25 protein-coding genes are annotated in these 24,827 nt (G+C 72.4%); 22 read left to right on the plus strand and 3 right to left on the minus strand.

The window, feature by feature from the left end; genetic code table 11:
* The first annotated feature begins 171 nt into the window (after window positions 1–171).
* From AB1673_10510 to AB1673_10585, 16 genes are all read left to right on the plus strand, one after another.
* A complete protein-coding gene (locus AB1673_10510; GenBank protein MEW6154403.1) occupies window positions 172–567 on the plus strand; it encodes an AtpZ/AtpI family protein in 396 nt (131 codons plus the stop codon).
* Window positions 564–1,022, plus strand: a complete 459-nt coding sequence (locus AB1673_10515) for an ATP synthase subunit I (protein MEW6154404.1) — start codon at window positions 564–566, stop codon at window positions 1,020–1,022. The genes AB1673_10510 and AB1673_10515 overlap by 4 nt, the downstream gene beginning before the upstream one ends.
* Window positions 1,023–1,027: 5 nt before the next feature.
* Complete coding sequence (gene atpB, locus AB1673_10520) at window positions 1,028–1,792, plus strand: F0F1 ATP synthase subunit A (protein MEW6154405.1); 765 nt, start codon at window positions 1,028–1,030, stop codon at window positions 1,790–1,792.
* Window positions 1,793–1,904: 112 nt separating this feature from the next.
* Complete coding sequence (gene atpE, locus AB1673_10525) at window positions 1,905–2,156, plus strand: ATP synthase F0 subunit C (protein ID MEW6154406.1); 252 nt, start codon at window positions 1,905–1,907, stop codon at window positions 2,154–2,156.
* A 10-nt stretch (window positions 2,157–2,166) separates the two neighbouring features.
* Window positions 2,167–2,703, plus strand: a complete 537-nt coding sequence (gene atpF / locus AB1673_10530; GenBank protein MEW6154407.1) for a F0F1 ATP synthase subunit B — start codon at window positions 2,167–2,169, stop codon at window positions 2,701–2,703.
* Window positions 2,704–2,705: 2 nt separating this feature from the next.
* The gene (atpH, locus tag AB1673_10535) at window positions 2,706–3,245 is read left to right on the plus strand and encodes an ATP synthase F1 subunit delta (GenBank protein ID MEW6154408.1); all 540 of its coding nucleotides are present in this window, start codon (window positions 2,706–2,708) and stop codon (window positions 3,243–3,245) included.
* A 46-nt stretch (window positions 3,246–3,291) separates the two neighbouring features.
* Window positions 3,292–4,932 (plus strand): F0F1 ATP synthase subunit alpha, encoded by a 1,641-nt coding sequence (gene atpA, locus AB1673_10540; protein ID MEW6154409.1) that lies wholly within the window; start codon window positions 3,292–3,294, stop codon window positions 4,930–4,932.
* A 3-nt stretch (window positions 4,933–4,935) separates the two neighbouring features.
* Window positions 4,936–5,871: a F0F1 ATP synthase subunit gamma gene (locus tag AB1673_10545; GenBank protein MEW6154410.1), complete on the plus strand. Its 936-nt coding sequence runs from the start codon at window positions 4,936–4,938 to the stop codon at window positions 5,869–5,871.
* Window positions 5,868–7,313, plus strand: coding sequence for a F0F1 ATP synthase subunit beta (gene atpD / locus AB1673_10550; protein ID MEW6154411.1), 1,446 nt, complete (start codon window positions 5,868–5,870; stop codon window positions 7,311–7,313). The genes AB1673_10545 and atpD overlap by 4 nt, the downstream gene beginning before the upstream one ends.
* A gap of 2 nt (window positions 7,314–7,315) precedes the next feature.
* Complete coding sequence (atpC, locus tag AB1673_10555; protein MEW6154412.1) at window positions 7,316–7,708, plus strand: ATP synthase F1 subunit epsilon; 393 nt, start codon at window positions 7,316–7,318, stop codon at window positions 7,706–7,708.
* A gap of 57 nt (window positions 7,709–7,765) precedes the next feature.
* Window positions 7,766–8,719, plus strand: a complete 954-nt coding sequence (locus AB1673_10560) for an ABC transporter ATP-binding protein (protein ID MEW6154413.1) — start codon at window positions 7,766–7,768, stop codon at window positions 8,717–8,719.
* Window positions 8,716–9,618, plus strand: coding sequence for a hypothetical protein (locus AB1673_10565; protein MEW6154414.1), 903 nt, complete (start codon window positions 8,716–8,718; stop codon window positions 9,616–9,618). Before AB1673_10560 ends, AB1673_10565 begins: the two co-directional genes overlap by 4 nt.
* A 3-nt stretch (window positions 9,619–9,621) precedes the next feature.
* Window positions 9,622–10,596, plus strand: a complete 975-nt coding sequence (locus AB1673_10570) for an ABC transporter ATP-binding protein (protein ID MEW6154415.1) — start codon at window positions 9,622–9,624, stop codon at window positions 10,594–10,596.
* Window positions 10,593–11,414 carry an ABC transporter permease subunit gene (locus AB1673_10575; GenBank protein MEW6154416.1) on the plus strand — a complete coding sequence of 274 codons (822 nt, stop codon included), beginning with the start codon at window positions 10,593–10,595 and terminating at the stop codon, window positions 11,412–11,414. The genes AB1673_10570 and AB1673_10575 overlap by 4 nt, the downstream gene beginning before the upstream one ends.
* Before the next feature lie 212 nt (window positions 11,415–11,626).
* A complete protein-coding gene (locus AB1673_10580) occupies window positions 11,627–12,610 on the plus strand; it encodes a GNAT family N-acetyltransferase (GenBank protein ID MEW6154417.1) in 984 nt (327 codons plus the stop codon).
* Window positions 12,611–12,807: 197 nt separating this feature from the next.
* Window positions 12,808–13,293 (plus strand): sigma factor-like helix-turn-helix DNA-binding protein, encoded by a 486-nt coding sequence (locus AB1673_10585; GenBank protein MEW6154418.1) that lies wholly within the window; start codon window positions 12,808–12,810, stop codon window positions 13,291–13,293.
* Between the two features lie 1,230 nt (window positions 13,294–14,523).
* Here the strand turns inward: AB1673_10585 and glpX are convergent.
* Entirely contained in the window at window positions 14,524–15,519 is a 996-nt protein-coding gene (gene glpX / locus AB1673_10590; protein MEW6154419.1) for a class II fructose-bisphosphatase, read from the minus strand.
* Window positions 15,520–15,608: 89 nt separating this feature from the next.
* On the opposite strand from glpX, the gene AB1673_10595 reads away from it, so the two are divergent.
* The 4 genes from AB1673_10595 to AB1673_10610 are packed head-to-tail and all read left to right on the plus strand — an operon-like array spanning window position 15,609 to window position 19,295.
* Window positions 15,609–17,240 carry a methylmalonyl-CoA mutase family protein gene (locus AB1673_10595; GenBank protein MEW6154420.1) on the plus strand — a complete coding sequence of 544 codons (1,632 nt, stop codon included), beginning with the start codon at window positions 15,609–15,611 and terminating at the stop codon, window positions 17,238–17,240.
* Window positions 17,240–17,980: a hypothetical protein gene (locus tag AB1673_10600; protein ID MEW6154421.1), complete on the plus strand. Its 741-nt coding sequence runs from the start codon at window positions 17,240–17,242 to the stop codon at window positions 17,978–17,980. Before AB1673_10595 ends, AB1673_10600 begins: the two co-directional genes overlap by 1 nt.
* Before the next feature lie 47 nt (window positions 17,981–18,027).
* On the plus strand, window positions 18,028–18,726 hold the full coding sequence (locus AB1673_10605; protein MEW6154422.1) for a hypothetical protein: 699 nt from the start codon (window positions 18,028–18,030) through the stop codon (window positions 18,724–18,726).
* Window positions 18,723–19,295 (plus strand): alpha/beta family hydrolase, encoded by a 573-nt coding sequence (locus tag AB1673_10610; protein MEW6154423.1) that lies wholly within the window; start codon window positions 18,723–18,725, stop codon window positions 19,293–19,295. Before AB1673_10605 ends, AB1673_10610 begins: the two co-directional genes overlap by 4 nt.
* A 72-nt stretch (window positions 19,296–19,367) precedes the next feature.
* On the opposite strand, the gene AB1673_10615 is transcribed toward AB1673_10610, so the two are convergent.
* Entirely contained in the window at window positions 19,368–20,867 is a 1,500-nt protein-coding gene (locus AB1673_10615) for an MFS transporter (GenBank protein ID MEW6154424.1), read from the minus strand.
* A 181-nt stretch (window positions 20,868–21,048) separates the two neighbouring features.
* Between AB1673_10615 and AB1673_10620 the strand changes: the two genes are divergently transcribed.
* The gene (locus tag AB1673_10620; protein ID MEW6154425.1) at window positions 21,049–21,297 is read left to right on the plus strand and encodes a NifU family protein; all 249 of its coding nucleotides are present in this window, start codon (window positions 21,049–21,051) and stop codon (window positions 21,295–21,297) included.
* A 1-nt stretch (window position 21,298) separates the two neighbouring features.
* On the plus strand, window positions 21,299–22,231 hold the full coding sequence (gene meaB, locus AB1673_10625) for a methylmalonyl Co-A mutase-associated GTPase MeaB (GenBank protein MEW6154426.1): 933 nt from the start codon (window positions 21,299–21,301) through the stop codon (window positions 22,229–22,231).
* Between the two features lie 6 nt (window positions 22,232–22,237).
* Here meaB and glgP read toward each other — a convergent pair whose 3' ends face one another.
* The gene (glgP, locus tag AB1673_10630) at window positions 22,238–24,763 is read right to left on the minus strand and encodes an alpha-glucan family phosphorylase (GenBank protein MEW6154427.1); all 2,526 of its coding nucleotides are present in this window, start codon (window positions 24,761–24,763) and stop codon (window positions 22,238–22,240) included.
* Window positions 24,764–24,827: the final 64 nt, after the last annotated feature.

The raw sequence follows: 24,827 nt of genomic DNA on the forward strand, positions 1-24,827 counted from the left end.
GCCCCGCCAACCGGCCCCCGCCCCGTGCGCGCCGTGCCCCCACCCGACGAGGACGACCACCGGCGAACGGCCAACTGAGGAGGCATTTGCCGGCCAGGGAGGGTTTCGCGTAGATTGCGCGAGATTTCACAATCTGTCTTGGGACGGCTTTCGGGGCCAGGGGAAGGGCCAGTGGAGCAGCGGGATGACGGCGCCGGGAGCGGCATGCGACGCGACGCCGAGGAGCAGGCCGTCCCCGCGGGGCCCGGCAAGCTGCGCTCGGTGATCGCCCGCCAGGTGGCCGTCGCCAACCTCCAGGCCAACGGCCCCCAGAGCGACGTCTACCGCAACTTCAGCGACGGTTTCACCCGGGCGGTGGAGCTGGCCGTGACCCCGGTGATCTTCGGCGGCCTGGGCCACCTGGTCGACCGCTGGCTGGGAACGGGCCCCCTCTTCCTCGCACTTTTCTTCCTGGTGGCAGTGGTCGGTATGCTCCTGCGCACCTGGTACGGCTACGCCTACCGGATGGCGGCCATGGAGCGGTCCGCCCCGTGGTCGTCGGCTGCGACAGAAGAGGTCCATCAGTGAGCAACCTGCGGCCCGCCCAACTGCCCATGCCTCCCAGCGCGGGGCCGGCGGTCGAGCGCGAGGTGGCCCTCGACATGGCCAAGCGGGCCGTGCCCCTGTTGCCCGTGCTGGCCCTGGCCGCCGGGATCTTCTGGGGGGTCAACGGGGCGCTCTCGGCCGCCTTCGCCATCGGGCTGGTGCTCGTCAACTTCCTGATCGCGGCCAGCCTCATGGCCTGGTCGGCCCGCATCTCGCTGGTCATGGTGGCGGTCGCGGCCATGGGCGGTTTCGTCGTCCGGCTGGCCCTCATCACGGCCGCCGTCCTGGCCGTCAAGGGCCAGTCCTGGGTCGAGATCGTGCCCCTGGGCCTCACGCTGGTCGTGACCCACCTCGGCCTGCTGTTCTGGGAGACCCGGCACCTGTCCATCTCCCTGGCCTTTCCCACCTTCAAGCCACCTGTGACGGAGAGGGCTTAACACCCATGCATTTCCCTCCCATCGAGCACCTGCTCGAGTGGCCCGGCATCTTCCTCAAGGGCACCCCCTTCGAGGTCAACAAGATCGTGCTGCTCATGTGGGCCAGCGTGCTGGTCGTCTTTCTGTTGTTCCGGGCGGCCGGCAAGCGGTCCGAGGCCGGCCAGCTCGTGCCCAGTGGGGTGCAGACGATCGTCGAGTCGGGTGTCGAGTTCGTGCGGCGGGACATCATCCTCCAGACGATGGGCCCGGCCGGCATGCCGTGGGCGCCCTTTCTGGTCACGATGTTCTTCTTCATCTTCATCACCAACATCTGGGAGGTCGTGCCCGGCATCCAGATGCCCGTGAACGCCCGGATGGCCCTGCCCGCGTTCCTGGCCCTGCTGGTGTGGGCCATCTTCAACTACGTGGGCGTCAAGACCCAGGGCTTCGGCGGTTACTTCAAGTCGATCCTGTTCCCGCCGGGTGTGCCCAAGGCCCTGATGCCCCTGGTCGCGCTGATCGAGTTCATCTCCACGATCTTCGTGCGGCCCTTCTCGCTGGCCGTGCGGCTCTTCGCCAACATGCTGGCCGGCCACCTGCTCCTCGTCACCTTCGCCGTGCTGTGCGCCGCCGTGTGGTCGAAGAGCCTGCTCGTCGTCATCCTCCCGCTGCCGTTCGCCATGCTCATCCTGCTGACCGCCTTCGAGATCCTGGTGGCCATCCTGCAGGCCTTCATCTTCACCATCCTGACCGCCGTCTACATCGGCGGCGCCATGCACCCCGAGCACTGATGTCAGCCGCTCGATCGGTCCCGATCTCGTACTACCGGTTCATGTCAACAGTTGTCGTTCGCCCGTCCGGGGCCGCCCGGGCGAGCACCTAAGGAGGGCATCCTTGCTCGAAATCCTGGCTCAGACCCCCCCCGGCGAGTTCCTCGACGGGCTCAGCGCCATCGGCGCCGGTATCGGTTACGGCGCCGCCGCCATCGGCCCCGGCATCGGCATCGGCCTGGTGGTGGGCAACGCCATCACCGCCATGGCCCGCCAGCCCGAGGCGGCCGGCATGGTGCGCACGACGATGTTCCTGGGCATCGCCTTCACCGAGGCCCTGGCCCTCATCGGTTTCGTCGTGTTCATCCTCATCAAGTTCGCGTAGGGAGGCCGACATGGTCGGACTGTTCCTGGCCGCCGCCGAGGGCGAAGGTGGTTCCAACCCCATCCTTCCGGAGGTCAACGAGATCATCTGGGGCGGTCTCTCGTTCCTGATCCTGCTCGTCCTGATCATCAAGAAGGGCTTCCCGGCCATCAAGAAGGGCATCGACGCCCGGGCCGAGAGGATCGCCGCCTCGCTGGCCGAGGCCGACAAGGCGCGCGACGAGGCCCAAGCCGTGCTGGCCGACTACAAGCGCCAGGTGGCCGACGCCAAGAACGAGGCGGCCCGCATCATCGAGGAAGCCCGCCAGTCGGCCGACAAGCTCCGCCAGGACATGCGGGCCAAGGCCGAGGCCGAGGTGGCCGAGATCAAGCAACGGGCCGTCGAGGACAACACGGCCCAGGTGACCCGCACCATGGCCGAGCTCCAGGCCCGGGTCTCGCTGCTGGCCATCGAGCTGGCCGAGAAGGTCGTGCAGGAGAACCTCGACCGCGAGGCCAACATGCGGCTGGTCGAGCGGTTCATCAGGGAGATGGAGTCCACCTCTTGAGCATGCAGGCGGGCGCCCCCGACGAACGGGTCGACGGCTATGCCGCCGCCCTGGTCGAGGTGGCCCGGGCCGAGGGCCAACTGGCGCGCGTGGCCGACGAGCTGTTCGGGTTCGCCCGGGAGTTCGAGCGCAACGACGCCCTGCGCCTGGCCCTGACCGACCAGCAGCTCCCCCCCGACCGCCGCCAGGCCATCGCCGAGGAGGTGCTCGGCCAGAAGGCTTCGCACCTGAGCGCCAGCCTCGTGTCGTTCGTCATCGGCGCCGGCCGGGCCCGCCACATGGTGGCCATCGCCGACCGGTTGGTGGAGCGAGCCGCCCAGGAGCGCCAGCGGGAGGTGGCCGAGGTCCGTTCGGCCATCCCCCTCGACGCCGAGGTCCAGGCCCGCCTGGAGCGCGCCCTGTCCAAGGCCCTCGACCGCAACGTCGACGTAAAGGTGGTCGTCGACCCGGCCGTGCTCGGCGGGGTCGTGGCCCGGGTGGGGGACACCGTCATCGACGGCTCGGTCCGTCACCGTCTCGAGAAGCTGCGCGAGGTCCTGTGAGGGGCTTCGCCGCGCAGGGAGAGCTGAGGAGCGCCCGTCCATGACCATGGCTGACTTCACCTACGACCCCGACGAGATCGCCGCCGTCCTGCGGCGCCACTTGGCCGACTTCGAGCCCGGGCTGGCCCGCCAGCAGGTGGGCCGCATCACCGAGGTGGGCGACGGCATCGCCCGTGTCTCGGGCCTGCCCAACACGGCCGTCAACGAGTTGCTGGAGTTCGAGGGGGGCACCCTGGGCCTGGCCCTGAACCTCGACGAGGAGACCATCGGGGCCGTCGTTCTGGGTCTCACCGAGCACATCGAGGAGGGCCAGGCGGTCACGGCCACCGGCCGCATCCTGTCGGTCCCCGTGGGCGACGGCCTCCTGGGCCGGGTAGTCAACCCCCTGGGCGAGCCCATCGACGGGCGGGGCCCGATCAATGCCCGCGAGACCCGCCGCCTGGAGATCCAGGCCCCCGGAGTGGTCGACCGCCAGCCCGTGAAGGAGCCCCTCCAGACGGGGATCAAGTCGATCGACGCCATGACCCCGGTGGGCCGGGGCCAGCGCGAGCTGATCATCGGCGACCGCAAGACGGGCAAGACCTCGGTCGCCATCGACACGATCATCAACCAGCGGGGCCAGGGCGTTAAGTGCATCTACGTGGCCATCGGCCAGAAGGGCTCCAGCGTGGCCGAGGTGGTGGCCACCCTCGAGCAGTACGGCGCCATGAGCTACACGGTGGTCGTCACCGCCCCGGCGTCGGACCCGGCCCCCTTCAAGTACCTGGCTCCTTACGCGGGTGCGGCCATGGGCATGCACTGGATGGAGAGCGGTGACGCCGCCCTCATCGTCTACGACGACCTGTCCAAGCAGGCCGAGGCCTACCGCCAGCTCTCGCTCCTGCTGCGCCGGCCCCCGGGCCGCGAGGCCTACCCGGGTGACGTCTTCTACCTTCACAGCCGCCTGCTGGAACGGGCGGCCAAGCTGTCCGACGCCCGCGGCGCCGGTTCGATGACGGCCCTGCCCATCATCGAGACCAAAGAGGGCGACGTCTCGGCCTACATCCCCACCAACGTGATCTCCATCACCGACGGCCAGATCTACCTGCAGACCGACCTGTTCCGCTCGGGCGTGCGGCCCGCCGTCGACGTGGGCATCTCGGTCTCCAGGGTGGGTGGCAGCGCCCAGATCAAGGCCATGAAGGCGGTGGCCGGCACCCTCAAGCTCGACCTGGCCCAGTTCCGCGAGCTGGAGGCGTTCGCCAGCTTCGGGTCCGAGCTCGACAAGATCTCCCAGGCCCAGCTCAACCGCGGCTACCGGCTGACCGAGCTGCTCAAGCAGGGCCTGCGGTCCCCGATGCCCGTCGAGGAGCAGGTCGTGTCGCTCTACGTTGGCACCAAGGGCCACCTCGACGAAATCCCCCTCGAGGACGTGGCCCGCTTCGAGGCCGAGGTGCTCGACTGGTTCCGCAGCCGCCACAGCGACCTGCTCGACCAGATCCGGTCCCAGGGCACGCTGCCGGCGGCCGACGTCATGGAGAAGGCGGTCAAGGCCTTCGCCGACCAGTTCGTGCCCACGGCCACCGAAGGTGCGGCGCCCGAGGCCCACGAGCAGGGCGAGGAGCAGCGCCGCCGGGCCGGAGGCCGCCGCGAGGGCATCCTCCCCGAAGAGGAGATCACCCGCGAAGACACTGCTGCCGGGGGCTGACAGATGGCGAGTGGCCAGGAACGGATCCTCCGCCGGCGGATCCGCAGCGTTCAGTCGACGAAGAAGATCACCCGGGCCATGGAGCTCATCGCGGCCACGCGCGTCGTCAAGGCCCAGCACCGGGCCAGCGCGGCCCGCCCCTACAGCGAGCAGATCACGGCCGTCATCGAGCACCTGGCCGACCGGGGGGCAGGGGGCAGCTACGCCCTGCTGCGCCAGCCCGAGGCCGTGCGCAAGGTGGCCCTGGTGGTCATCACCTCCGACCGGGGTCTGGCCGGGGCCTACAACGCGTCGGTGATCCGGGCGGCCGAGCGCGAGCTCATGGCCCTGCAGACCGAGGGCAAGGACTACTCCCTCGTCCTCGTCGGCAAGAAGGCCCTGGGTTACTTCACGTTCCGCAACTACCGGATCGACGCCTCGTTCCTGGGCATGAGCGACACCCCCACGTACAACGACGCCGTCAAGGTGGCCTCGGTCGTGCGGGAGGCCTTCGAGGAGGGCGACGTCGACCAGGTCAACCTCGTCTACACCCGCTTCATCTCCCTCGGGTCCCAGCGGGTGGTCGTGCGGCGCTTCATGCCCCTGCAGACCCGGGAGGGCAACGGCGACGCCGGCGGGCTGACGGCCGACTACGAGTACGAGCCCGGCACCGGCGAGATCCTCGACCACCTGCTGCCCCGGTACGTCGAGGCCCGCATCCTCGCCGCCCTACTGGACGCCTCGGCCAGTGAGCACGCGGCCCGCCAGCGGGCCATGAAGGCGGCCACCGACAACGCCGAGGAGCTCATCAAGAACCTGTCGATCGTGGCCAACAAGGTCCGCCAGGCCGGGATCACCACCGAGATCATGGAGATCGTCGGTGGGGCCGAGGCCCTGCGCCAGGCCGGGGCCACCCAGTCCAACTCCGAACCCCTCGAGAGCTCAGGAGCTCGCTCATGACCGCCACCAATGGCCACCTGAAGGACGGGCGTGTCGTCGCCATCGCCGGACCGGTCGTCGACGTCGAGTTCCCACCCGCGTCGCTGCCCGAGATCAACACCGCGGTCGTCATGACCGTCGAGCTCGAAGGCGCCTCGGTCGACATCACCGCCGAGGTGGCCCAGCACATCGGCGGGAGCCGCATCCGGGCCGTCTGCATGAAGCCCACCGACGGCCTCAAGCGGGGCATGCCGGTGCGCAACACGGGCAAGGCCATCAGCGTGCCCGTCGGCCCCGGCGTGCTGGGCCACGTGTGGAACGTGATCGGCGAGCCCCTCGACACCGGCGGCCAGCCCGTCACCGAGGGCATCTTGGACTACTGGAACATCCACCGCCCGGCCCCCCCGTTCGCCGACCTCGAACCCAAGTCGGAGATGTTCGAGACGGGCATCAAGGTCATCGACCTGCTGGCCCCCTACGTGCGAGGCGGCAAGATCGGCCTGTTCGGCGGGGCGGGCGTGGGCAAGACGGTCGTCATCTTGGAGATGATCCGCCGGGTGGCCGAGCAGCACGGTGGCACGTCGGTGTTCGCGGGCGTGGGCGAGCGCACCCGTGAGGGCAACGACCTGTGGCTGGAGATGCAGGAGTCGGGCGTCATCGAGAAGGCCGCCCTGGTCTACGGCCAGATGGACGAGCCCCCGGGCGTGCGCCTGCGGGTCGCCCTGTCGGCCCTCACGATGGCCGAGTACTTCCGCGACGAGCAGGGCCAGGACGTGCTGCTGTTCATCGACAACATCTTCCGCTTCGTCCAGGCCGGGTCCGAGGTCTCGACCCTGCTGGGCCGCATGCCCTCGGCCGTGGGTTACCAGCCCACGCTGGCCGACGAGATGGGCGAGCTCCAGGAGCGCATCACCTCGACCAAGGGGCGTTCGATCACCTCGCTCCAGGCCGTGTACGTGCCCGCCGACGACTACACCGACCCGGCGCCGTTCACCACCTTCACCCACCTCGACGCCACCACCGAGCTGAGCCGCCAGATCGCCTCGCTGGGCATCTACCCGGCCGTCGACCCGCTGGCCTCGACGTCGCGGATCCTGAGCCCCGAGGTGGTGGGGGAGCGCCACTACAACTGCGCCCGCCGGGTGCAGGAAACGCTCCAGCGCTACAAGGAGCTCCAGGACATCATCGCCATCTTGGGCCTCGACGAGCTGTCCGAGGAGGACAAGGTCATCGTCCAGCGGGCCCGCAAGGTGCAGAAGTTCCTGTCCCAGCCCTTCTTCGTGGGCGAGCAGTTCACCGGTGTGCCCGGGGTGAACGTGCCCGTGGCCGAGACGGTGGAGTCGTTCGAGCGCCTGGTCGACGGCGAGCTCGACGACGTGCCCGAGCAGGCCTTCTTCAACGTGGGGGGCGTGGACAGCGTCTTGGCCAAGGCCAAGGAGATGGGCAAGGCGGAGGCGGCCTGACCATGGCCCTCCAGGTCGAGCTCGTCTCGCCCGAACGCATCCTGTTCCAGGGCGATGCCGAGATGGTCATATGCCGGACGCTGGGCGGCGGCGAGATCGCCTTCCTGACCGGTCACGCTCCTTTCCTGGGGGCACTGGCCATCGCCCCCGTGAAGATCCTGACCGTCGACGGCAAGACCGAGGTGGCCGCCGTCCACGGCGGGTTCGTCGAGGTGCAGGACAACCTGGTCACCATCCTCTCGGACGTGGCCGAACTGGCCAGCCAGGTCGACGTCGAGCGCGCCCGCAAGGCCAAGGACGCGGCCGAGCGCCACGGCCACACCCTCGAGGACACCGAAGGCGAGGCCGCCCTGCGCCGCGCCCACGTCCGCCTCGAGGTCGCGGGCCACGCCTAACCGCGACGCCGGCCCGGGACGCGTGGAGCGCCAGCCGGGCCGGTAGGTTGGCGGGCCATGGCCGAGACCCTCCTGCGCGCTGTCGGGCTGACCAAGCGCTACGGCGGGGTGACGGCCGTGGACAGGCTGTCGGTCGAGGTGCCGCCCGGTCGCACCGGCCTGGTGGGGGCCAACGGGGCGGGCAAGACCACGTTCTTCCGGCTGCTGCTGGGCCTGACCCGGCCCACGGCCGGGAGCGTGGAGGTGGCGGGGGTGGACGCCTCCGTCGACCCCGCGGGCGCTCGCGCCCGGCTCGGTTACATGCCCGAGCACGACTGCCTGCCTACCGACCAGAGCGCGGCCGAGGTGGTGGCCACCCTGGGCGAGATGTCGGGCCTGCCCCGGGCCGCGGCCCGCCAGCGCACGTCCGAGGTGCTCGACCTGGTGGGCATGGACGAGGCCCGCTTCCGGCCCATCGACGGGTACTCGACGGGGATGCGCCAGCGCACCAAGCTGGCCCAGGCCCTGGTGGCCGACCCCGAACTGCTCCTGCTCGACGAGCCCACGGCCGGGCTCGACCCCATCGGGCGCGACGCCATGCTCGACCTGGTGGCCCGCCTGGGCGGTTTCGGCATCTCCGTGCTGATGGCCACACACCTGCTCGACGACGTCCAGCAGGTGTGCGACCACGTGGTCATGCTCGACGGCGGGCGCCTGGTGGTGGCCGGCCCCACCCAGGACCTGCTGGAGCGCTCCGGGGTGGTGGTCGTCGACGTGGACGACCACGGGCCCCGGCTGGCCAAGGCCCTGGCCGCTCGCAAGCTGGCGGCCCACGTGAACGAGACGGGGGTCGTCGAGGTGGCCGTCGGCGGCGACGACGACCTCGACGTGGTGCGGGACGTGATCGCCGACCTGGGCCTGCCCCTGCACAAGCTGTCGACCCGGGTGGGGACCCTCGACGACGTGTTCCTGCACCGGGCGTCGGGGCCGGCCTCGGGGCCCGGGCCGGGGCCGGCCTCGGGGCCCGGGTGAGCGCCCCCGCGGCCCCGGCCGCGGCCGGGGCCGTGTACGACCGCGGCTACCGCCCCTACGACGGGCCCCGGGGCGGCCGGCGGGCGGCCGTGGTGGCCGTCTACTGGTCGACGGTCCGCCGGGCGCTGGGGCTGCGGCGGTCGTGGCGCCACAAGTTCCTGCCGTGGATGCTGCTGGGCATCGTGACCGTGCCTGCGGCCGTCAACGTGGGGATCGCCTACATCACCCGCGACTCCTCGGTGCCCCAGATCGAGATCATCACCTACCGGGGATATGTGGGGGTGTCCAGCTCCCTTCTCCTGTTCGTGGCCCTGGTGGCCCCCGACGTGCTGTGCCCCGACCGGCGCCAACGGGTCCTGTCGCTGATCTTCGCCCGGCCCCTCACGGGCACCGACTATGCGCTGGCCAAGCTGGCCGCCATCGCCAGCATCCTGTTCGCCTTCTCGTTCCTCCCCCAGGTCGTGCTGTTCGTGGGCCAGATGCTGGTCAGCCGCGACGGCGCCTTGGACTACTTGACGGGCCACGCCTCGGTGCTGTGGCAGGTGCCCGTGGCCGTGGTGCTGCTGGCGATCTACTACGCCGTGCTGGGCCTGGCCTTCGCCTCGCTCACGACCCGGCGGATCGTGGCCGGGGCCAGCCTGCTGGGCGTGCTGTTCGTGAGCTCGTCGGTGTCGGCCATCCTGCGGGCCAGCTCGGGCCGCACCGAGGCGGCCGAACTGCTCAACCTGCTGGCCCTGCCCCTGCACGTGCGCGACCTGGTCTTCCTGGGCAACATCGACCCGTTCGTGGACCTTTCCCGAGTCGACGGCGGTGGGGCCATGGCCGCGGCCGTCTACGTGCTGGTGGTGGCGGCCGCCCTGGCCACCCTGGTGTGGCGCTACCGCTGGTCGGAGGCCTGATCGGTGGCCAACCGCCCCAACCGCCCCAACCGTCCCAAGGAGCCCGACCGGCGAGACGCGGCGTTCGCCCCCCGGCCCACCGTCGAGGTCGAGGAGGTCTCGGCCTGGTTCGGCCAGAAGGTGGCCCTGTCCGAGCTGTCGTGCTCGTTCGGCGCCGGGGTCACCGGGCTGTTGGGGCCCAACGGGGCCGGCAAGACGACCCTGCTGCGGGTCGTGACCGGGCTGCTGCCGGCCAGCACGGGCCGTGTCCGGGTCGCGGGGGGTGACCCCCGGGCCGACGCCCGCGTGCGGGCCGCGCTGGCCCTCGTGCCCGAGGACGAGGCCGTCCCCGGCCCCCTCACGCCCCGCCAGCTCGTCGAGTACCGCGCCCGGCTGTTCGGCGTGGGCCAGCGCGACGCCCCCGAGCAGGCGCTGGCCGAGGTCGGCCTCACCGACGTGGCCGACCGCCGCCTGGAGGGGTTCAGCAAGGGCATGCGCCAGCGGGCCAAGGTGGCGGCCGCCCTGGTCACGAGCCCGAGCGTCCTGGTGCTCGACGAACCCCTCAACGGGGCCGACCCGGTCCAGCGGGTCAGCCTCATCAACCTGTTCAGGAGCCTGGGCGACCAGGGCCGGACGGTCATCGTCAGCAGCCACGTCCTGCACGAGGTCGAGCGGCTGGGCGAGCGCATCGTGGTGCTCGTCAACGGACGCCTGGCTGCGGCCGGCGACCGCCGGGCGATCCGCGAGGCCATGGTCGACCGGCCCCGCCGGGTGCTGGTGCGGGCCTCGGCCGCGCGCTCGCTGGGCGCCGCCCTGGTGGGCCACGAGGCGGTGACCGGCGTGAGCTTGGAGGGCGACGTGCTGACGGTCGCCACCAGCCGGGCCGGCGAGTTGGCCGTGGCCCTGCCCCCGATGGCCCGGGCCGCGGGGTCGCGCCTGCGCGAGGTCCGCCCCCTCGACGAGTCGCTCGAAGCCATCTTCCGGGACCTGGTCCGGTGAGCCCGCCCGATCGCCGCCCCCGCCCCTCCGGGCCCGCCCGGCCCGCCCGGCCCGCCCGGGGAGCGGCTGCCTACTCGCCCCCGGCCGCCGCCGGGGCGGTGGCCGCCTCGTTCACCTACGCCCTGCGGGCCTGCCTGCCCCGGCGCCGCCGGTTGGGCCTGTTGCTGCCCGCGCTGGGCGCGTTGATGTTCGGCCTGCTGGCCCGGGCGGTGGTGGCCGACACCGCCGAGGAGGCGTTCGCCACGGTGGCCGCGGCCGGGCTGTTCTCGATCATCCTGCCCATCGGCTGCCTGGTCATCGGCGACGCCGTGCTCGGGGCCGAGGTGCGCAGCGGGACGCTCCACTTCAGTTGGCTGTCGCCCGTGGCCCGGTGGACGATCGTGGCCGGTCGGTGGCTGGCGGGCACGGTGGCCGCGGCCGCCGTGCTGGGGACGGCGTGCGCCCTGGCCGCCGTCCTGGCCGGGGCGTCGTCGATGGCCGGGCCCATGTTCGTGGCCGCGGTGACCGCCAGCGGGGCCTACGTGGCCCTGTTCGTCATGTTCGGGGCGTTGGCCCGGCGGGCCGTCGTGTGGTCGCTGGCGGCCGTCGTGCTGGGGGAGCGCCTGCTGGGGGCAGCCCTCGACGGCATCGCCCAGCTCTCGCCCGGGTGGCTGGGCCGGGCCGCGTTCGCGGGCCTGGCCGGGGCCGAGGACCTGGTGCGGGCGGGCGTGCCCGAAGGGGGCGCGGCCGTGTGGCGGCTGGTGGTGCTCACGGCCGTCTGGCTGGGGGTGGCGGCCTGGCGCCTGGGGACGCTGCGCCTGGCCGGCCGCTCCGACTGATGAATGGGGACGGCCGGTAGCGTGGGCCGCGTGCCCCTACTTGGAGGCTGGTGTGACCGAGCCTCGGCGGGGCGGGCCTTGCCAGCCGTCCGGTCCCCGACGAGCCCCTGTGCTGGGCTTGCCCGCCGACCGGGCCGCCAGCCGGGGGGCCGGCTGCCGGGGACGGGCTGGGACCACCGCCACGTCGTCCCGTGCGCCCGGCCTGGGGCTTGATGGCCACGGCCACCGCCAGGGCCCGCCTGGGTGTGGTGCTGCTCATCCCCCGGCCGCTGCGGCGAGAGATCGACGCCCTGCGCCGGGCGGTGGGCGACGGCACCTACGGCCGGGTCCCGGCCCACCTCACGCTCGTGCCCCCCGTCAACGTGGCCGGTGACCACCTGGTCGACGCCCTGCGGGTGCTGCGGGAGGCGGCCGCCGCCACCCGCCCGTTCTCGGTCCACCTGGGCCCGCCCTCCACCTTCCTGCCCGCCAACCCGGTGCTCTACCTGCCCCTGGTCGGGGAAGGGCGGGCGTCGGTGTTCGCGCTGCGCGAGCGGGTGTTCCGGGAGCCGTTGGCCCGCACGTTGACGTGGCCCTTCGTGCCCCACGTGACCATCGCCGACGAGGCCTCTCCCGAGCGGGTGCGGGCCGCCGAACTGGCCCTGTGCGACTTCGCGGCCGAGGTCTTCTTCGACCGCCTGCACCTGCTCCAGGAGCGGGAGGGCCGGGTGTGGGAGCCCGTCGCCGACGCCCCCTTCCGGGCCCCGGCGGTGGTGGGGCGGGGCGGTCTGCCAGTGGAGATGACGGTGTCCGAACAGCTCGACCCCGAGGCCCGGGCCTTCTCCGACGCCGAGTGGGAGCGCCTGTGGGAGGCCCAGGGCGTGGCCGGGGGCGACCCCGAGCGCGCCAACCTGGCCGTGGTGGCCCGCCGCCACGGCCGCCTGGTGGCGACGGCCGAGGGGTGGGCCTACGCGGGAGTGGCCTTCCTCGACAACCTGCTGGTGGCCGAGGACCTGCGGGGCCAGGGGATCGGCTCCCACGTGCTGGCCGCCTTCGAGTCCGTGGCCGTGGAGCGCGGCTGCCCCCGTCTGGCCACCGACGTGTGGGCCGGCAGCGGGGCCGAGGCGTTCTACCTGAGCCGGGGCTGGATCGAGGAGGGCCGCCGAACAGACTGGTGGGGCGGCCGCCAACGCATTCACCTCCGCCGCGACCGCTAGTCGATGACTGCCCCCCTGTTACTGGGTGGGCCAGTCGATGCGGGCTACGAGCCGGCGGACTTCCAACGGCGGAGGCTCCCAGGACGACGGTCCGCATGCCCCCACGGACTGGCCCGAGTGCGATGGGCGCGAGCTTGTGGACACATCGGTGGTCTTGTTGTTCTGTATGCGTGGATGGTCCGGCACCGCGTTCCGTCATGGTTAGGGCGCTGACCAGGGCGTCCGGCGACGGCGCCCGGCGGGAGTTCGAGGCCTTCTTCGTCGACGTCGAGCCCCGTCTTCGTCGCGCCCTCGTGGCTCGCTACGGGCCAGAGGATGCGGCGGACGCCGTTGCCGAGGCGTTGACGTGGGCGTGGGCGCATTGGCACCGAATGAGGGTGATGGAGAACGCCGTGGGATACCTGTACCGCGTGGCCCAGAGCGCGCATCGCGAGAGGCGCCAGGGGTTCCTTGCCCTGCTGGCGGCCGAGGACGGCCCCCATGTGGAACCAGGTCTGCTGCCTGCCTTGATTGCGCTGCCGGACCGGCAACGCACGGCCGTCTGGCTAGTCGTCGCGTCGCACTTCACGCAGAAGGAGGCTGCCGAAGCAATGGGAGTGTCTCGGTCTGCTGTCGCAACACACGTGGAGCGCGGGCTGAACGCACTTCGGTCCGGGCTGCACGCTGCCGCGGCCGAGGGGTGATGATGAACGAGGAACGCATCCGCAGGGCGTTGGTCCGGCTCGGCGACGAGGCGGCTGCCATGGTGGGCGAAACGGAGGTCGAGGACGTGGTCGCGTCTCTCCGCGCCCAACCCGCAAGGAACAGGTCAGGGCGTTGGTTGACGCCTATCGCCAGCGTGGCGGTGGGCGCCATGGCCCTCCTCTTCATCGTGGTCCTGCGCCCCGGACAGGGCCCAGGGCTCTCACTGTCCCTGAGCGACCCGCCCGGCGAGACAGGGGCGACGGGAACAGCCGGCGGTCCGAACGAGGACGGCTGGACGATCCTCGATGACGGCCCGCTGTCGGCCCGATCGGGGGCATCGCTGACTTGGACCGGGACCGAGGTCGTCGTCTTGGGCGGCGAGCACCACTCGGATGGGGCCGCGTTCAACCCTGCGAAGCGATCCTGGCGGCCGATCGCCCAGTCGCCATTGCCCCCAGGGGTTCCGCAGACGGTGTGGACCGGCAACCTGCTTCTGGCCGTGGGCGGGTCGGCCGGCAGCCGCTCAGCAGCGGCCTACGATCCCGTCGGTGACAACTGGCGAGAGGTTGCCGTCCCACCGGCGCTGAGGTTCTCCCACCTCGGTGGAGTAGGACGACCGTCCTTCCACTGGGCCGACAGCGAGGCCGTGCTAGTCGACTCCTGGGCCGCGTACGACCCAGCCTCGGGCCGCTGGAGGGAACTACCGGCACCGCCGGAAGGTTTCGGGCCGGTAGGTGAGGCCCAGGCCGTCGCCGTCTGGGGTCGTGACCTTTGGCTGATCGGCCCCCGGGCTGTGGTTCGCCTCGACCTCGGCACGGGGGCATCGGCCCAGTTCCCTGCGCCCCGCAACGGAGCGCGGGACCAGTTCGCGGACGGCGCCGTAGTCGGGGACGACCTGTACTTCGCAGGTGAATCCGGTGTCGTCTCGCGCTTGGAGAACGGGCGGTGGACGACTGAGCACCTGGCGCCGGGAGGGGCCATGTGCGTGCCGGAGATCGTCGAGCTCGCGGGCCAACCCGTGGTGAGGACGTGCGCAGGGATCGTGTCGAGAGGCTCCGGCGGCTGGGAGCAGATTTCGTCCGACAGCGCATGCTGCTACCGAACGCTCGTGTCGTCAGGCCGCGAACTGTTCCTTTGGGACAGCAACGACGATGTCAGGAACGATCCCTCGGCGCCTCGGAAATCATTCCGGTCCTGGCGGCCCTCGTAGCGCCGCTTACGTTCGGTCGTTAGCCGTAGGCTTCGGTGAAGTCCCGCAGCTTGGCGATCTGGTGGCGGGCCTCGACGCGCCGGACGGTGCCCGACTTGGAGCGCATGACCAGCGACGAGGTGGTGGCCGACCCGCCCCGGGTGTAGTGGACGCCCCGGAGCAGCTCACCGTCGGTGACCCCGGTGGCCGCGAAGAAGCAGTTGTCACCGGCCACGAGGTCGTCGGTGCCCAGGACTTGGTCGAGGGAGCGGCCGGCGGCTAGCACGGCGTCGCGCTCGGCGTCGCTCTGGGGGCACAGGCGGCCCTGGATCTCCCCGCCCAGGCACTTGAGGGCGGCTGCGCTGATCACGCCTTCGGGGGTGCCGCCGATGCCGAAGAGGATGTCGGCCCCCGTCTCGGGCCAGCCCGTGGAGATGGCGCCGGCCACGTCGCCATCCTGGATCAGCCGGATGCGGGCGCCCGCCTGGCGGATCTCGGCGATGAGGGCGGCGTGGCGGGGCCGGTCGAGCACGACGGCCGTAACCTCGGACACCTCGCGGCCCAGCGCCTTGGCCACCGCGTGGAGGTTGTCGGTGGGGGTGGCGGTGATGTCGATCGAGCCCGCGGCCTCGGCCCCGACGGCGATCTTGTCCATGTAGAAGCAGGGCCCGGGGTCGAACATGCTGCCCCGCTCGCTCAGGGCGATCACGGCCAGGGCGTTGCCCCGGCCCAGCGAGGTCAGCGTGGTGCCCTCCAGGGGGTCGACGGCGATGTCGACCTGGGGCGGCGACCCGTCACCGAGCTGCTCGCCGTTGAAGAGCATGGGGGCGTCGTCCTTCTCGCCCTCGCCGATGACGACGATGCCGTCCATGGCGATGTTGCCGAGGACGGCCCGCATGGCGTTGGTGGCGGCGCCGTCGGCCTTGTTCTTGTCGCCCCGGCCCATCCAGCGGGCGGCGGCCATGGCGGCCGCCTCGGTGACCCGCACCAGTTCGAGGGCCAGGTTGCGGTCGGGGGCCTGCTTGCTCGCTGTCATAGGGCCGAACCCTAGTGCGTCCCCTCGGGGCCGAGCCTGCCCGGCAGGCCCCCGGGCTGCGATACTCACTCTGTGCGTGCGAGGACTGCGTGACGGCCAGGCAACAGTGGCGCCAGGCCTACGAACAGGCGGCCGCTGACCAGCAGCCGTCCCACGTCACGCCCTCGGGTATCACTTTGGAGCCCTGCTACGGCACCGACGAGGGGGAGTGGCCCGGCCTCTACCCCTACACCCGGGGCCTGCACCCGGGCATGTACCTGACCAAGCCCTGGACTGTGCGCATGTTCGCCGGCTACGGAAGCCCCGAGGACACCAACACCCGGTTCCGCGACATCCTCGACCACGGTGGCCACGGGCTGTCGGTGGCCTTCGACCTGCCGACGCTCATGGGCCGCGACTCGGACGACCCCCTGGCCCTGGGGGAGGTCGGGCGGTGCGGGGTGGCCGTCGACACGCTGGCCGATGTCGAGGACCTCTTCGCGGGCATCGACCTGGGCGACGTCACCACCTCGATGACCATCAACGGGCCGGCCGCCATCCTGCTGGCCATGTACGTGGCCGTGGCCGACCGGGCGGGGGTGGCCAGGGCCCGGCTGGGGGGCACGACCCAGGCCGACATCCTCAAGGAGTACCAGGCCCAGAAGGAGTTCATCTTCCCGCCCCGGCCCTCCATGCGGCTGGTGACCGACATGATCGCCTTCTGCTCGGCCGAGATGCCCCGCTGGCACCCGCTGTCGGTGTCGGGCTACCACATACGCGAGGCGGGGGCCACGGCCGCCCAGGAGCTGGCTTTCACACTGGCCAACGGCTTCGCCTACGTGGAGGCGGGGGTGGCCAGCGGCCTCGACGTCGACCGGTTCGCCCCCCGGCTCAGCTTCTTCTTCAACGCCCAGATCGACTTCTTCGAAGAGATCGCCAAGTTCCGCGCCGCCCGCCGCCTCTGGGCCCGGTGGATGCGGGAGCGCTACGGCGCCGAGGACCCGCGGTCGTGGCATTGCCGGTTCCACGTGCAGACCTCGGGGGCGTCGCTTACCGCCCAGCAGCCCGAGGTCAACGTCGTGCGCACGGCCATCGAGGCCCTGGCGGGCGTGCTGGGCGGCACCCAGAGCCTGCACACCAACGCCATGGACGAGGTGCTTGCCCTGCCCAGCGAGCTCAGTGCCCGCCTGGCCGTGCGCACCCAGCAGGTGATCGCCCACGAGACGGGCGTGGCCGCCGTGGCCGACCCCCTGGGCGGGTCGTGGTACGTCGAGTCGCTCACCGACGACATGGAGCGGCGGGCCGAGGAGGTGCTGGCCGGCCTGGACGACATGGGCGGCGGCTCGATGCTCGAGGGGGTGTACGCCGGTATCGAGCGGGGCTGGTTCCAGCGCCGGATCAGCGAGTCGGCCTACGAGCTGTCCCGCCGCCTGGAGTCGGGCGAGCGGGCATGGGTGGGGGTCAACTGCTTCGTCGACGACCGCGGCCCCGTCCCCGACCTGCACGAGGTCGACGCGGCCGTCGAGGACCGCCAGCACAAGCGGGTGTCCGAGGTGCGGGCCAGCCGGTCACCGGCGGCCGTGGCCGCCGCCCTCGCCCAGGTGGCGGCCGACGCCCGGGTGGGCGACCGCAACCTCATGCCCGCCGTCCTGGCGGCAGTCAACGCCTACGCCACCGTGGGTGAGATCGTCGGCGCCCTCGCGGGCGTGTTCGGGCGCTGGACCGAGGACCCGGTGCTGTAATGCTCTGTTCGCACTGCGGGGCCACCTACACGGTGGGGGTCAACGCCGCCTGCCGCGACTGCCGGCTGGCCCTGGGCGACGTCAAGCCCCCGACCCTGCCCGAGACCGAGGACGGCGGCCTCTACGAGGTGGCCTTCGACATGTCGGAGTGGCTGCCCGAGGAGCGCATCGAGGCCGGCCTCACCCTGACCTCCGAGCGGGTGCCGTGGCGCTGGGAGGAGGGCCCGGTGCTGGTCGTGCGCGAGGACGACGAGGTCCTCGTCGACGACCTGCTGGGCAAGGAGGAGGGCGAGGGCGATGTCTGGGAGGAGGAGGCGGCTGACCTCGAGGACGGGGGCGAGGAGGCCCAGGTGGCCATGAGCGACCTGTTCGACGTGGCCGACCGGCTCATGAGGGCCCCCTGGAACGACGAGCTGGTGGCCGAGGTCGGTGCCCTGGCCGAGCTGGTGGCCTCCCTGCCGCCCCCCTTTGGGGTCAGCCGGCCCGTGTGGGACACGATCGCCTCCCGGGCCGCAGCCGTGACCGCGGCGGCGGCCCTGACCGACGGCGACGACACCGGCGACGGCACCGGCGAAGACGGCACCGGCGAGGGCGACGGCGACGGCACCGGCGACGACGAAGACGGCACCGGCGAGGGCACCGGCGACGACACCGAGGGCGACGGCGACGACGATGACGTGGAGCTGCCGGTGGAGGGGGCCGCCCGTGAGCTGCGGGCCTACCTCCGAGACCTGATCTGACATCGGCGCCGGGCCCCACGACCGGCGACTCCGTATACCTTTCCGAGATGCTCCTGGCCGAGTTGGAGGTCCGCCACTCGCGGGCGGTGGCCCCGACTCGGCGGGTCGCGCTCGGGCCCCTGTGGCTGCCCACCGACCCGGCCCCCGGTTACGGGGGGATCCTGCTGGGGGGCATCGTGGCCGCCCACATGGCCGACGTGCCCGACGAGGTACGCGACGGCCTGCTGGCCCTCGTCGACGACCTCGAGAAGGGCAAGAGCATCGCCCAGCCCCGCCTCCGCCACCGGTTCCAGAACGACGTGGTGGGCCTCGAACGCAGCCGCCACGCCCTGGTGGGCGACGCCCAGGACATGCGCTTCGAGATCGACGGCCACGGCAAGCCCGTCCCCCAGCTCCTGGGCGCGGTCTACGCCGCCGGCCGGGCGCACGCCGACGCCCGGCCCGCGGTCTTCGCGGCCATCCGCAAGGGAGCCCGGTGGGAGGGAGAGCTGGGCCCGAGCCTGGTGGCCCACCTGGCCGACCCCACCAGTGCCCCGCCCACCTCGTGGCGGAGGTTCCCCACCGACGAGCGCTGGGCCCTGAAGGTGCTGGGCTTCGGGCCCGACCTGCGGCCCGACCGCGACGAGGTGCAGAAGCGGTTCCGCTCGCTGATCAGGGCGGCCCACCCCGACCACGGGGCCGAGAACCTGGGGGCGGGCCAGCGCATCTTGGAGCTCACCGAAGCCCGCCGCATCCTGATGGCGTGAGCGCCGCCGCCCCCGACCGGGCGGTGCTGCTGGCCCCCGGGGCCAGCGCGGGCCGCGACCAGCCCGCCCTGGTGGCCATGGAGGCCGCCCTCGACGGGGCCCCCGTCGAGCGCATGGACTTCCCCTACCGCCGGGAGGGCCGCAAGGCCCCGGACCGGTCGCCCGTCCTGGTGGCCGCCGTGCGGGCCGAGGCCGCCGCCCTGGCCGCCCGGACGGGCCTGGCCCCCGACCGGCTGGTCCTGGGGGGCCGCTCGATGGGCGGGCGCATGTGCTCCATGGCGGTGGCCGAGGGCCTCGACGCCATGGCCCTGGTCCTCGTCAGCTACCCCCTGCACCCCCCGGGCCGGCCCGACAAGCTGCGCACCGAGCACTTCGGGGCCCTGGCCGTCCCCTGCCTGTTCGTCTCGGGCACCAGGGACGCCTTCGGTTCGCCGGCCGAGCTGGAGGCGGCCACGGCCGCCATCGCCGGCCCCGTGACCCATGTGTGGGTCGAAGGCGGCGACCACGGCCTGCGCCGCCGCGACGCCGAGGTGGCGGCCGTCGTGGCCGGTTTCGTGCGCTCGCTCTGAGCCTCAGCCCGCGGTCTTTGTAGATTTGTTGCCGATCAGCGGACGAAGATCGACCCAGACTTCCGGGCGGCGTCAGGCCGGGAAGGCGGGCGGGGGGACGTCCTCGGGGTTGAGGTCCTCGAGCTCGCGCCCGGCGGTCTCGGGGTAAGCGAGGGCGATGAGGGCGGCCACCAGCACCGGCCCGGTGGCCAGGATGGCCATAGCTGGGCCCAGCCGCCCGAAGTAGTCCCCCAGGAACCCGGCCAGGGCCAGGCCGGCGGCGCTGCCCACGAGGGCGCACATGCCGATCAGGCCGTTGGCCCGGCCCCGCAGCGAGGTGGGGAACAGCTCGGGCCCGTAGACGCCCAGGGCGGGCACGGTGGCCGCGTTGAGCATGGTGCCCACCAGCGGGAAGGCCCAGATGGCCCAGCCGTTGGCGAAGAAGAAACCCACCGTGCAGGCGCTGCCCCCCAGCAAGGCGACGGTGGCCACCTGGCGGCGGCCCCGCAGGTCGGCCAGGCGACCGCCCACCACGATGCCGATGGCCCCGGGGGCGCCGGTGACCAGGGCCAGGAGCGAGATGCGCCCTGCGCTGAAGTTGTGCTCGGTGCGCAGGTAACGGCCCAGGAACTGTGACTGGGGGGCCACGAAGATGTTGCTGAGGAACCCCGAGACGGCCAGCAGGGCCAGCCGCCCGCCGTGGCCGGCGATCTTGACGTTGCGGTGCGGGGCCAGGAAGCGGCGGCTCTCCCGCAGCCGCTTGCGCACCGTGGCCACGATGGGGATCCCGAGCACGGGAACGAGGTAGATGAGCCTCCAGCCCCGTTCGCCCAGGTCAGCGAGGTTGAGGGCCACCAGGGCCATCCCTGCCCCCAGGCCGCCGGCCATGGCCAGCAGGCTCACCGCATAGGCCCGGCACCGGGCCGGCACCTCCTCGGCGGCTAGGATGCCGACCAGCAGCAGCAGGGCGGTGGCGCACCCCCGGGCGGCCGTCTGGCTGGCCGTCAGCCAGGCCAGGGAGGGGGCCAGCGCGCCCGAGACGGCCAGCGTGCAGCCCAGCAGGCTGACCGTGAGCAGGATGCGGCGCCGCCCCCGGCGGTCGGCCACGGCCACGATCATCAGCGCCAGCAGGCCGCCTAGGCGCACGATGCTGCCGGCCACCCCCTGGGCGCTGGACCCGGCCCCGAACTCCTCGCCCGCAAAGGCGATGGTCTGGGTGAACAGCGTGTTGAGGTAACCGAGCACCACGGCGATGGCGGCCAGGCTGTCGAGGGCCCCAGCGGCCCGGGCGTCGAGCGGTTCGGGGGGTGCCCACCACGGCACGTCCTTGCGGGGGGCGCCTGCCACCCTGCGGCGGAAGGCGGCCGAGAACAGCCACCAGAAGTACGGGAGGTTCAGCGTGTACTCGACGGTCTGGGTGGCCGAACCGTCCTCGGCCACCTCCACCCGCCGCTCGTAGCCCTGCACCGGCCCCCGGCAGGCCGTGAACCGCCCGTTCCCGGCGTCCTCCTCGAAGACCACGTCGGCTCGGGGCTGGAGCAGGGCCGCGCCCTGCCCCGGGGGGAACGACGAGGTCACGACCGTGCGCGGCACCGGCGGACCCTAACCGGGTGGCTGGGGAAGCGATTGTCAGCGGCTAGCGTTGAGCACAGACGTGGACGAGCCCGTGACCTTCATCGACAAGCCCGGCCCGGCGGCGACCGCTCCCGGTACCGACCCCGCGGCCGGTGCTCCGGCGTCCGACGGCGCGCCGGCCAGCGCGAGCGGCGACGGTATGCGGGCCGAGCTGGAGGCGGCCATCGAGGCCATCCGCCCCGCCCTGCAGATGGACGGCGGCGACGTCAGCCTGGTCGGGGTCGACGAGGCCACTGGCGTCGTCGAGATCGAGCTGGTGGGGGCGTGCGTGGGCTGCCCGGCCTCGACCATGACCCTCAAGGCGGGCATCGAGCGCATCCTCAAGGACCGGGTCGAGGGCGTCACCGAGGTCAACGCCGTGGGCCTGGAGCCCGCCTTCGACTACTGAGCTGCCCGCCGCCGCCCTCCTCGACGCCGCGTCGAGGGGTGAGGCGCGGGCCGCGGGCCGCTTGATCTCGCTGGTCGAGCGGGGCGGCCCGGCCGAGACGGCCGTGGCCGCGGCCACCTTCGGGCCCTCGGGCCGGGCCTGGGTGGTGGGGGTGACCGGGCCGCCGGGCGCCGGCAAGTCGAGCCTGGTCGACAGGGTCGTGGCCCTCGTGCGGGCCTCGGGCCAGACGGTAGCCGTGGTGGCCGTCGACCCGTCGTCCCCGCTCTCGGGCGGCGCCATCTTGGGCGACCGGCTGCGCATGCAAGCCCACGCCACCGACCCCGGCGTGTTCATCCGGTCGATGGCCACCCGGGGGCAGTCGGGCGGGCTGGCCCGGGCCACCCTGGGGGCCGTCCGGGTGCTCGACGCCGCCGGCTGGCCCTGGGTGGTCGTCGAGACCGTCGGGGCCGGCCAGGTGGAGGTCGATGTCGCCCAGGCGGCCGATACCACCGTGGTCGTGGTCAACCCTGGCTGGGGCGACGCCGTGCAGGCCGTCAAGGCGGGCCTGTTGGAGGTCGCCGACGTGCTGGTGGTGAACAAGGCGGACCGCCCCGGGGCCGACGAGACGGTGCGCGACCTCGAGCTGGCCCTCGACCTGGCCCCTGAGCCGCCGCCGTGGCGCCCCCCGGTGGTGCGCACCGTGGCCACCACCGGCCAAGGCACCGACGAGCTGTGGGACGCTCTGGCCCGCCACCGGGCCTACCTGGCGGCCGACGGCCGGTTGGCCGCTCGCCGGCGGTCGCGGCTGGAGGCCGAGGTCCGCCGCCTCGTCGAACAGGACGGTGCCCGGGCTGCCTGGGAGCGGTGCGAGGGCCGGCCGTTCACGGAGGTCATGGACGAGGTCGCGGCCCGCCGGCTCGACCCGCTGTCGGCCGCCGCCCGCCTGTTCCCGTGAACGGGGTCAGGCCCAGGTGACGCGGCCCACTTCGGCGGGGTTGGCCAGGTCGGGGTGGGAAGGGACGACCCGGACGGTGAACCCGTAGCGGCCGGCCCGCTCGCACACGAACGTGCCCGTGTACGTCGATGTCCCTTCGCCGATGCCGTTCGAGCCCGCGACCATGGTGACGACCCCGGCGGGCGCCAGCTCGTCGTTGAGGCCCACGGGGCCGTGCACCAGCTCGACGGTCACGTCGAACGGTGACAGGGGCCCCAGTTCGAGAGAGGCCGTTACCGTGCGCTCCCGGCCGAGGTCGGTCACACCGTCGTCGGGTTCGCCGACAGTCAGCTTGACCTCGTCCCAGCCGGCCGTCACCCGCTGCTTCCAGGCGGCCAGGGCCTTGGCCCGGTCGTGGTTGCCGTCGTTGAGGGCCGCGGCCCGCGCCCCGGCCGGCTCGTAGAGCTGTTCGACGTAGTCCTTGACCATGCGGCTGGCAGGCACGAAGGGTCCCAGGGCCTTGAGCGAGGTCCGCACCCGCTGGAGCCAGCCACTGGGCGGGCGGCCCGGTGGGCGGTCGTAGAACAGGGGGACGATCTGGCGTTCGAGCAGGTCGAACAGGCTGTTGGCCTCGATCTGGTCTCGCAGGTGGAGGTCGGGCTGGTGCTCGGCCGACCCGATGGCCCAGCCGATCTCGGGGTTGTAGCACTCGTCCCACCAGCCGTCGAGGACCGAGCAGTTGAGGGCGCCGTTGAGGGCTGCCTTCTCGCCCGAGGTCCCGCATGCCTCCAGCGGCCGGCGGGGCGTGTTCAGCCACACGTCGCTGCCCTGGTAGAGGGTGCGGGCCACGTCGATGTCGTAGTCCTCCAAGAAGGCCACCCGGTGGCGCAGGTGGGGTTGGCGGGCGAACTGCACTATCTGGCGGATGATCTCCTTGCCCAGGTCGTCGGCCGGGTGGGCCTTGCCCGCGAAGACGATCTGGATGGGCCGGTCGGCCGACAGCAGGAGCTCGGTGAGCCGCTCGGGCTGCGACAGCAGGAGAGTGGCCCGCTTGTAGGAGGCGAACCTTCGCGAGAACCCGATGGTGAGGTGCTCGGGGTCGAACACCTCGTCGGTCCAGGCCAGGTCGCCTTCGGTGAGCCCCTTGCCCAGCCCCGACTCCCTCAGGCGGCGCCGCACGAACTCCACCAGGCGTTCCCGTCCCCGAGCGCGGGCCTGCCACAGCTCCACGTCGCTGACCCGCTCGATGCGCGCCCAGCGGTCGACTCCGGCCTCGTACCACTCGGGCAGGACGTTGCGGTTGAACAGGTCCTGCATCTCGGCCGAGACCCAGGTGCGAGGGTGGACGCCGTTGGTGATCGAGGTGATCGGCACCTCCCCCTCGGGCACCCCGGGCCACAGGCTGGAGAAGATGCGCCGGCTGACCTGCCCGTGCAGCTTGGACACACCGTTGGACCAGGCGGCCAGGCGGAAGCCCATCATGGCCATGTTGAACGACGCGTCGCTCGGCTCGTGGGGGGCCTGGCCCAGCGCCATCAGGTCGTCGAAGGCGATGCCGTGCTCGGCCGCCCACCCGCCGAAGTAGCGCTCCATGAGGTGGCGGGGGAAGCGGTCGATGCCAGCCGACACCGGGGTGTGGGTGGTGAACACCGTCCCCGCCCGGACGGCCTCGATGGCCTCGGGGAACGTGAGCCCGTCGTCGCGCATGGCCTGGCCGATGCGCTCGAGCCCGAGGAAGCCGGCGTGGCCCTCGTTGGTGTGAAAGACGTGGGGGTCGTGGCCCAGTGCCCGCAGGGCGCGCACCCCCCCCATGCCCAGGAGGACCTCCTGGCGCAGGCGGTGCTCGGCGTCGCCGCCGTAGAGGCGGTCGGTGACCCGCCGCCCGCCATCGTCGTTGTGCTCGACGTCGGTGTCGAGCAGGTAGAGGGGCACGCGCCCGATGGTGGCCCGCCACACCCGGGCGGCCAGCGGAGTGCCGGCCAGGTCGACCACCACCTCGACGGGCTCGGGCGCCAGCGCCATGGCGTGAGGGTCGAGGCCGACGTAGCGCTCCTGCTGCCAGCCGTCGGTGGTCAGCTCCTGGCGGAAGTAGCCCTCGCGGTAGAACAGGCCCACGCCGAGGATGGGCACCCCGAGGCCGCTGGCTGCCTTGAGATGGTCACCGGCCAGGACGCCCAGGCCCCCGGAGTACTGGGGCAGGGCCCGGGCGATCCCGAACTCGGGCGAGAAGTAGGCCACCGACCGCAGGTCGCTGTTGCGGCGGTGGAACCACATGTCGCTGCCGAGCTGGCGAGCGAGGTCGTCCTCGACCTCCCGCAGGAACGTCAAGAAGGGCGGGTCGGCGGCCAGTTGCTCCAGCCGCGCCCGCGAGGCGGTGTTGAGCACGGCCACCGGGTCGTGGCCCGTGGCTTCCCAGGCGTCGGGGTCGACCCAGCGGAACAAGTCACGCGTGGGCTCGTCCCACGACCAGCGCAGGTTGAGGGCCAGATGGGCGAGCGCGGCGATGGCCTCCGGCAGCCGGGGGCGGACGGTGAACGTCTTGAGGGCACGCATGGCGGCACGCACCGTACCCCCACCACCGGCCCGGCACCCAGGCCGGGCCCCACCGCCGTTCAGC

The sequence above is a fragment of the Actinomycetota bacterium genome (genome assembly GCA_040754375.1).
Classification (GTDB): Bacteria; Actinomycetota; Acidimicrobiia; order Acidimicrobiales; family AC-14; genus JBFMCT01.

Excerpts from the sequence above, each read along its gene's own strand:
- atpB (MEW6154405.1), top strand. The coding sequence starts at position 1,028 with ATGCATTTCCCTCCCATCGAGCACCTGCTCGAGTGGCCCGGCATCTTC.
- atpF (MEW6154407.1), top strand. The coding sequence starts at position 2,167 with ATGGTCGGACTGTTCCTGGCCGCCGCCGAGGGCGAAGGTGGTTCCAAC.
- atpH (MEW6154408.1), top strand. The coding sequence starts at position 2,706 with ATGCAGGCGGGCGCCCCCGACGAACGGGTCGACGGCTATGCCGCCGCC.
- atpA (MEW6154409.1), top strand. The coding sequence starts at position 3,292 with ATGGCTGACTTCACCTACGACCCCGACGAGATCGCCGCCGTCCTGCGG.
- AB1673_10545 (MEW6154410.1), top strand. The coding sequence starts at position 4,936 with ATGGCGAGTGGCCAGGAACGGATCCTCCGCCGGCGGATCCGCAGCGTT.
- atpD (MEW6154411.1), top strand. The coding sequence starts at position 5,868 with ATGACCGCCACCAATGGCCACCTGAAGGACGGGCGTGTCGTCGCCATC.
- atpC (MEW6154412.1), top strand. The coding sequence starts at position 7,316 with ATGGCCCTCCAGGTCGAGCTCGTCTCGCCCGAACGCATCCTGTTCCAG.
- AB1673_10560 (MEW6154413.1), top strand. The coding sequence starts at position 7,766 with ATGGCCGAGACCCTCCTGCGCGCTGTCGGGCTGACCAAGCGCTACGGC.
- AB1673_10580 (MEW6154417.1), top strand. The coding sequence starts at position 11,627 with ATGGCCACGGCCACCGCCAGGGCCCGCCTGGGTGTGGTGCTGCTCATC.
- AB1673_10585 (MEW6154418.1), top strand. The coding sequence starts at position 12,808 with ATGGTTAGGGCGCTGACCAGGGCGTCCGGCGACGGCGCCCGGCGGGAG.
- glpX (MEW6154419.1), bottom strand. The coding sequence starts at position 15,519 with ATGACAGCGAGCAAGCAGGCCCCCGACCGCAACCTGGCCCTCGAACTG.
- AB1673_10600 (MEW6154421.1), top strand. The coding sequence starts at position 17,240 with ATGCTCTGTTCGCACTGCGGGGCCACCTACACGGTGGGGGTCAACGCC.
- AB1673_10605 (MEW6154422.1), top strand. The coding sequence starts at position 18,028 with ATGCTCCTGGCCGAGTTGGAGGTCCGCCACTCGCGGGCGGTGGCCCCG.
- AB1673_10620 (MEW6154425.1), top strand. The coding sequence starts at position 21,049 with ATGCGGGCCGAGCTGGAGGCGGCCATCGAGGCCATCCGCCCCGCCCTG.
- glgP (MEW6154427.1), bottom strand. The coding sequence starts at position 24,763 with ATGCGTGCCCTCAAGACGTTCACCGTCCGCCCCCGGCTGCCGGAGGCC.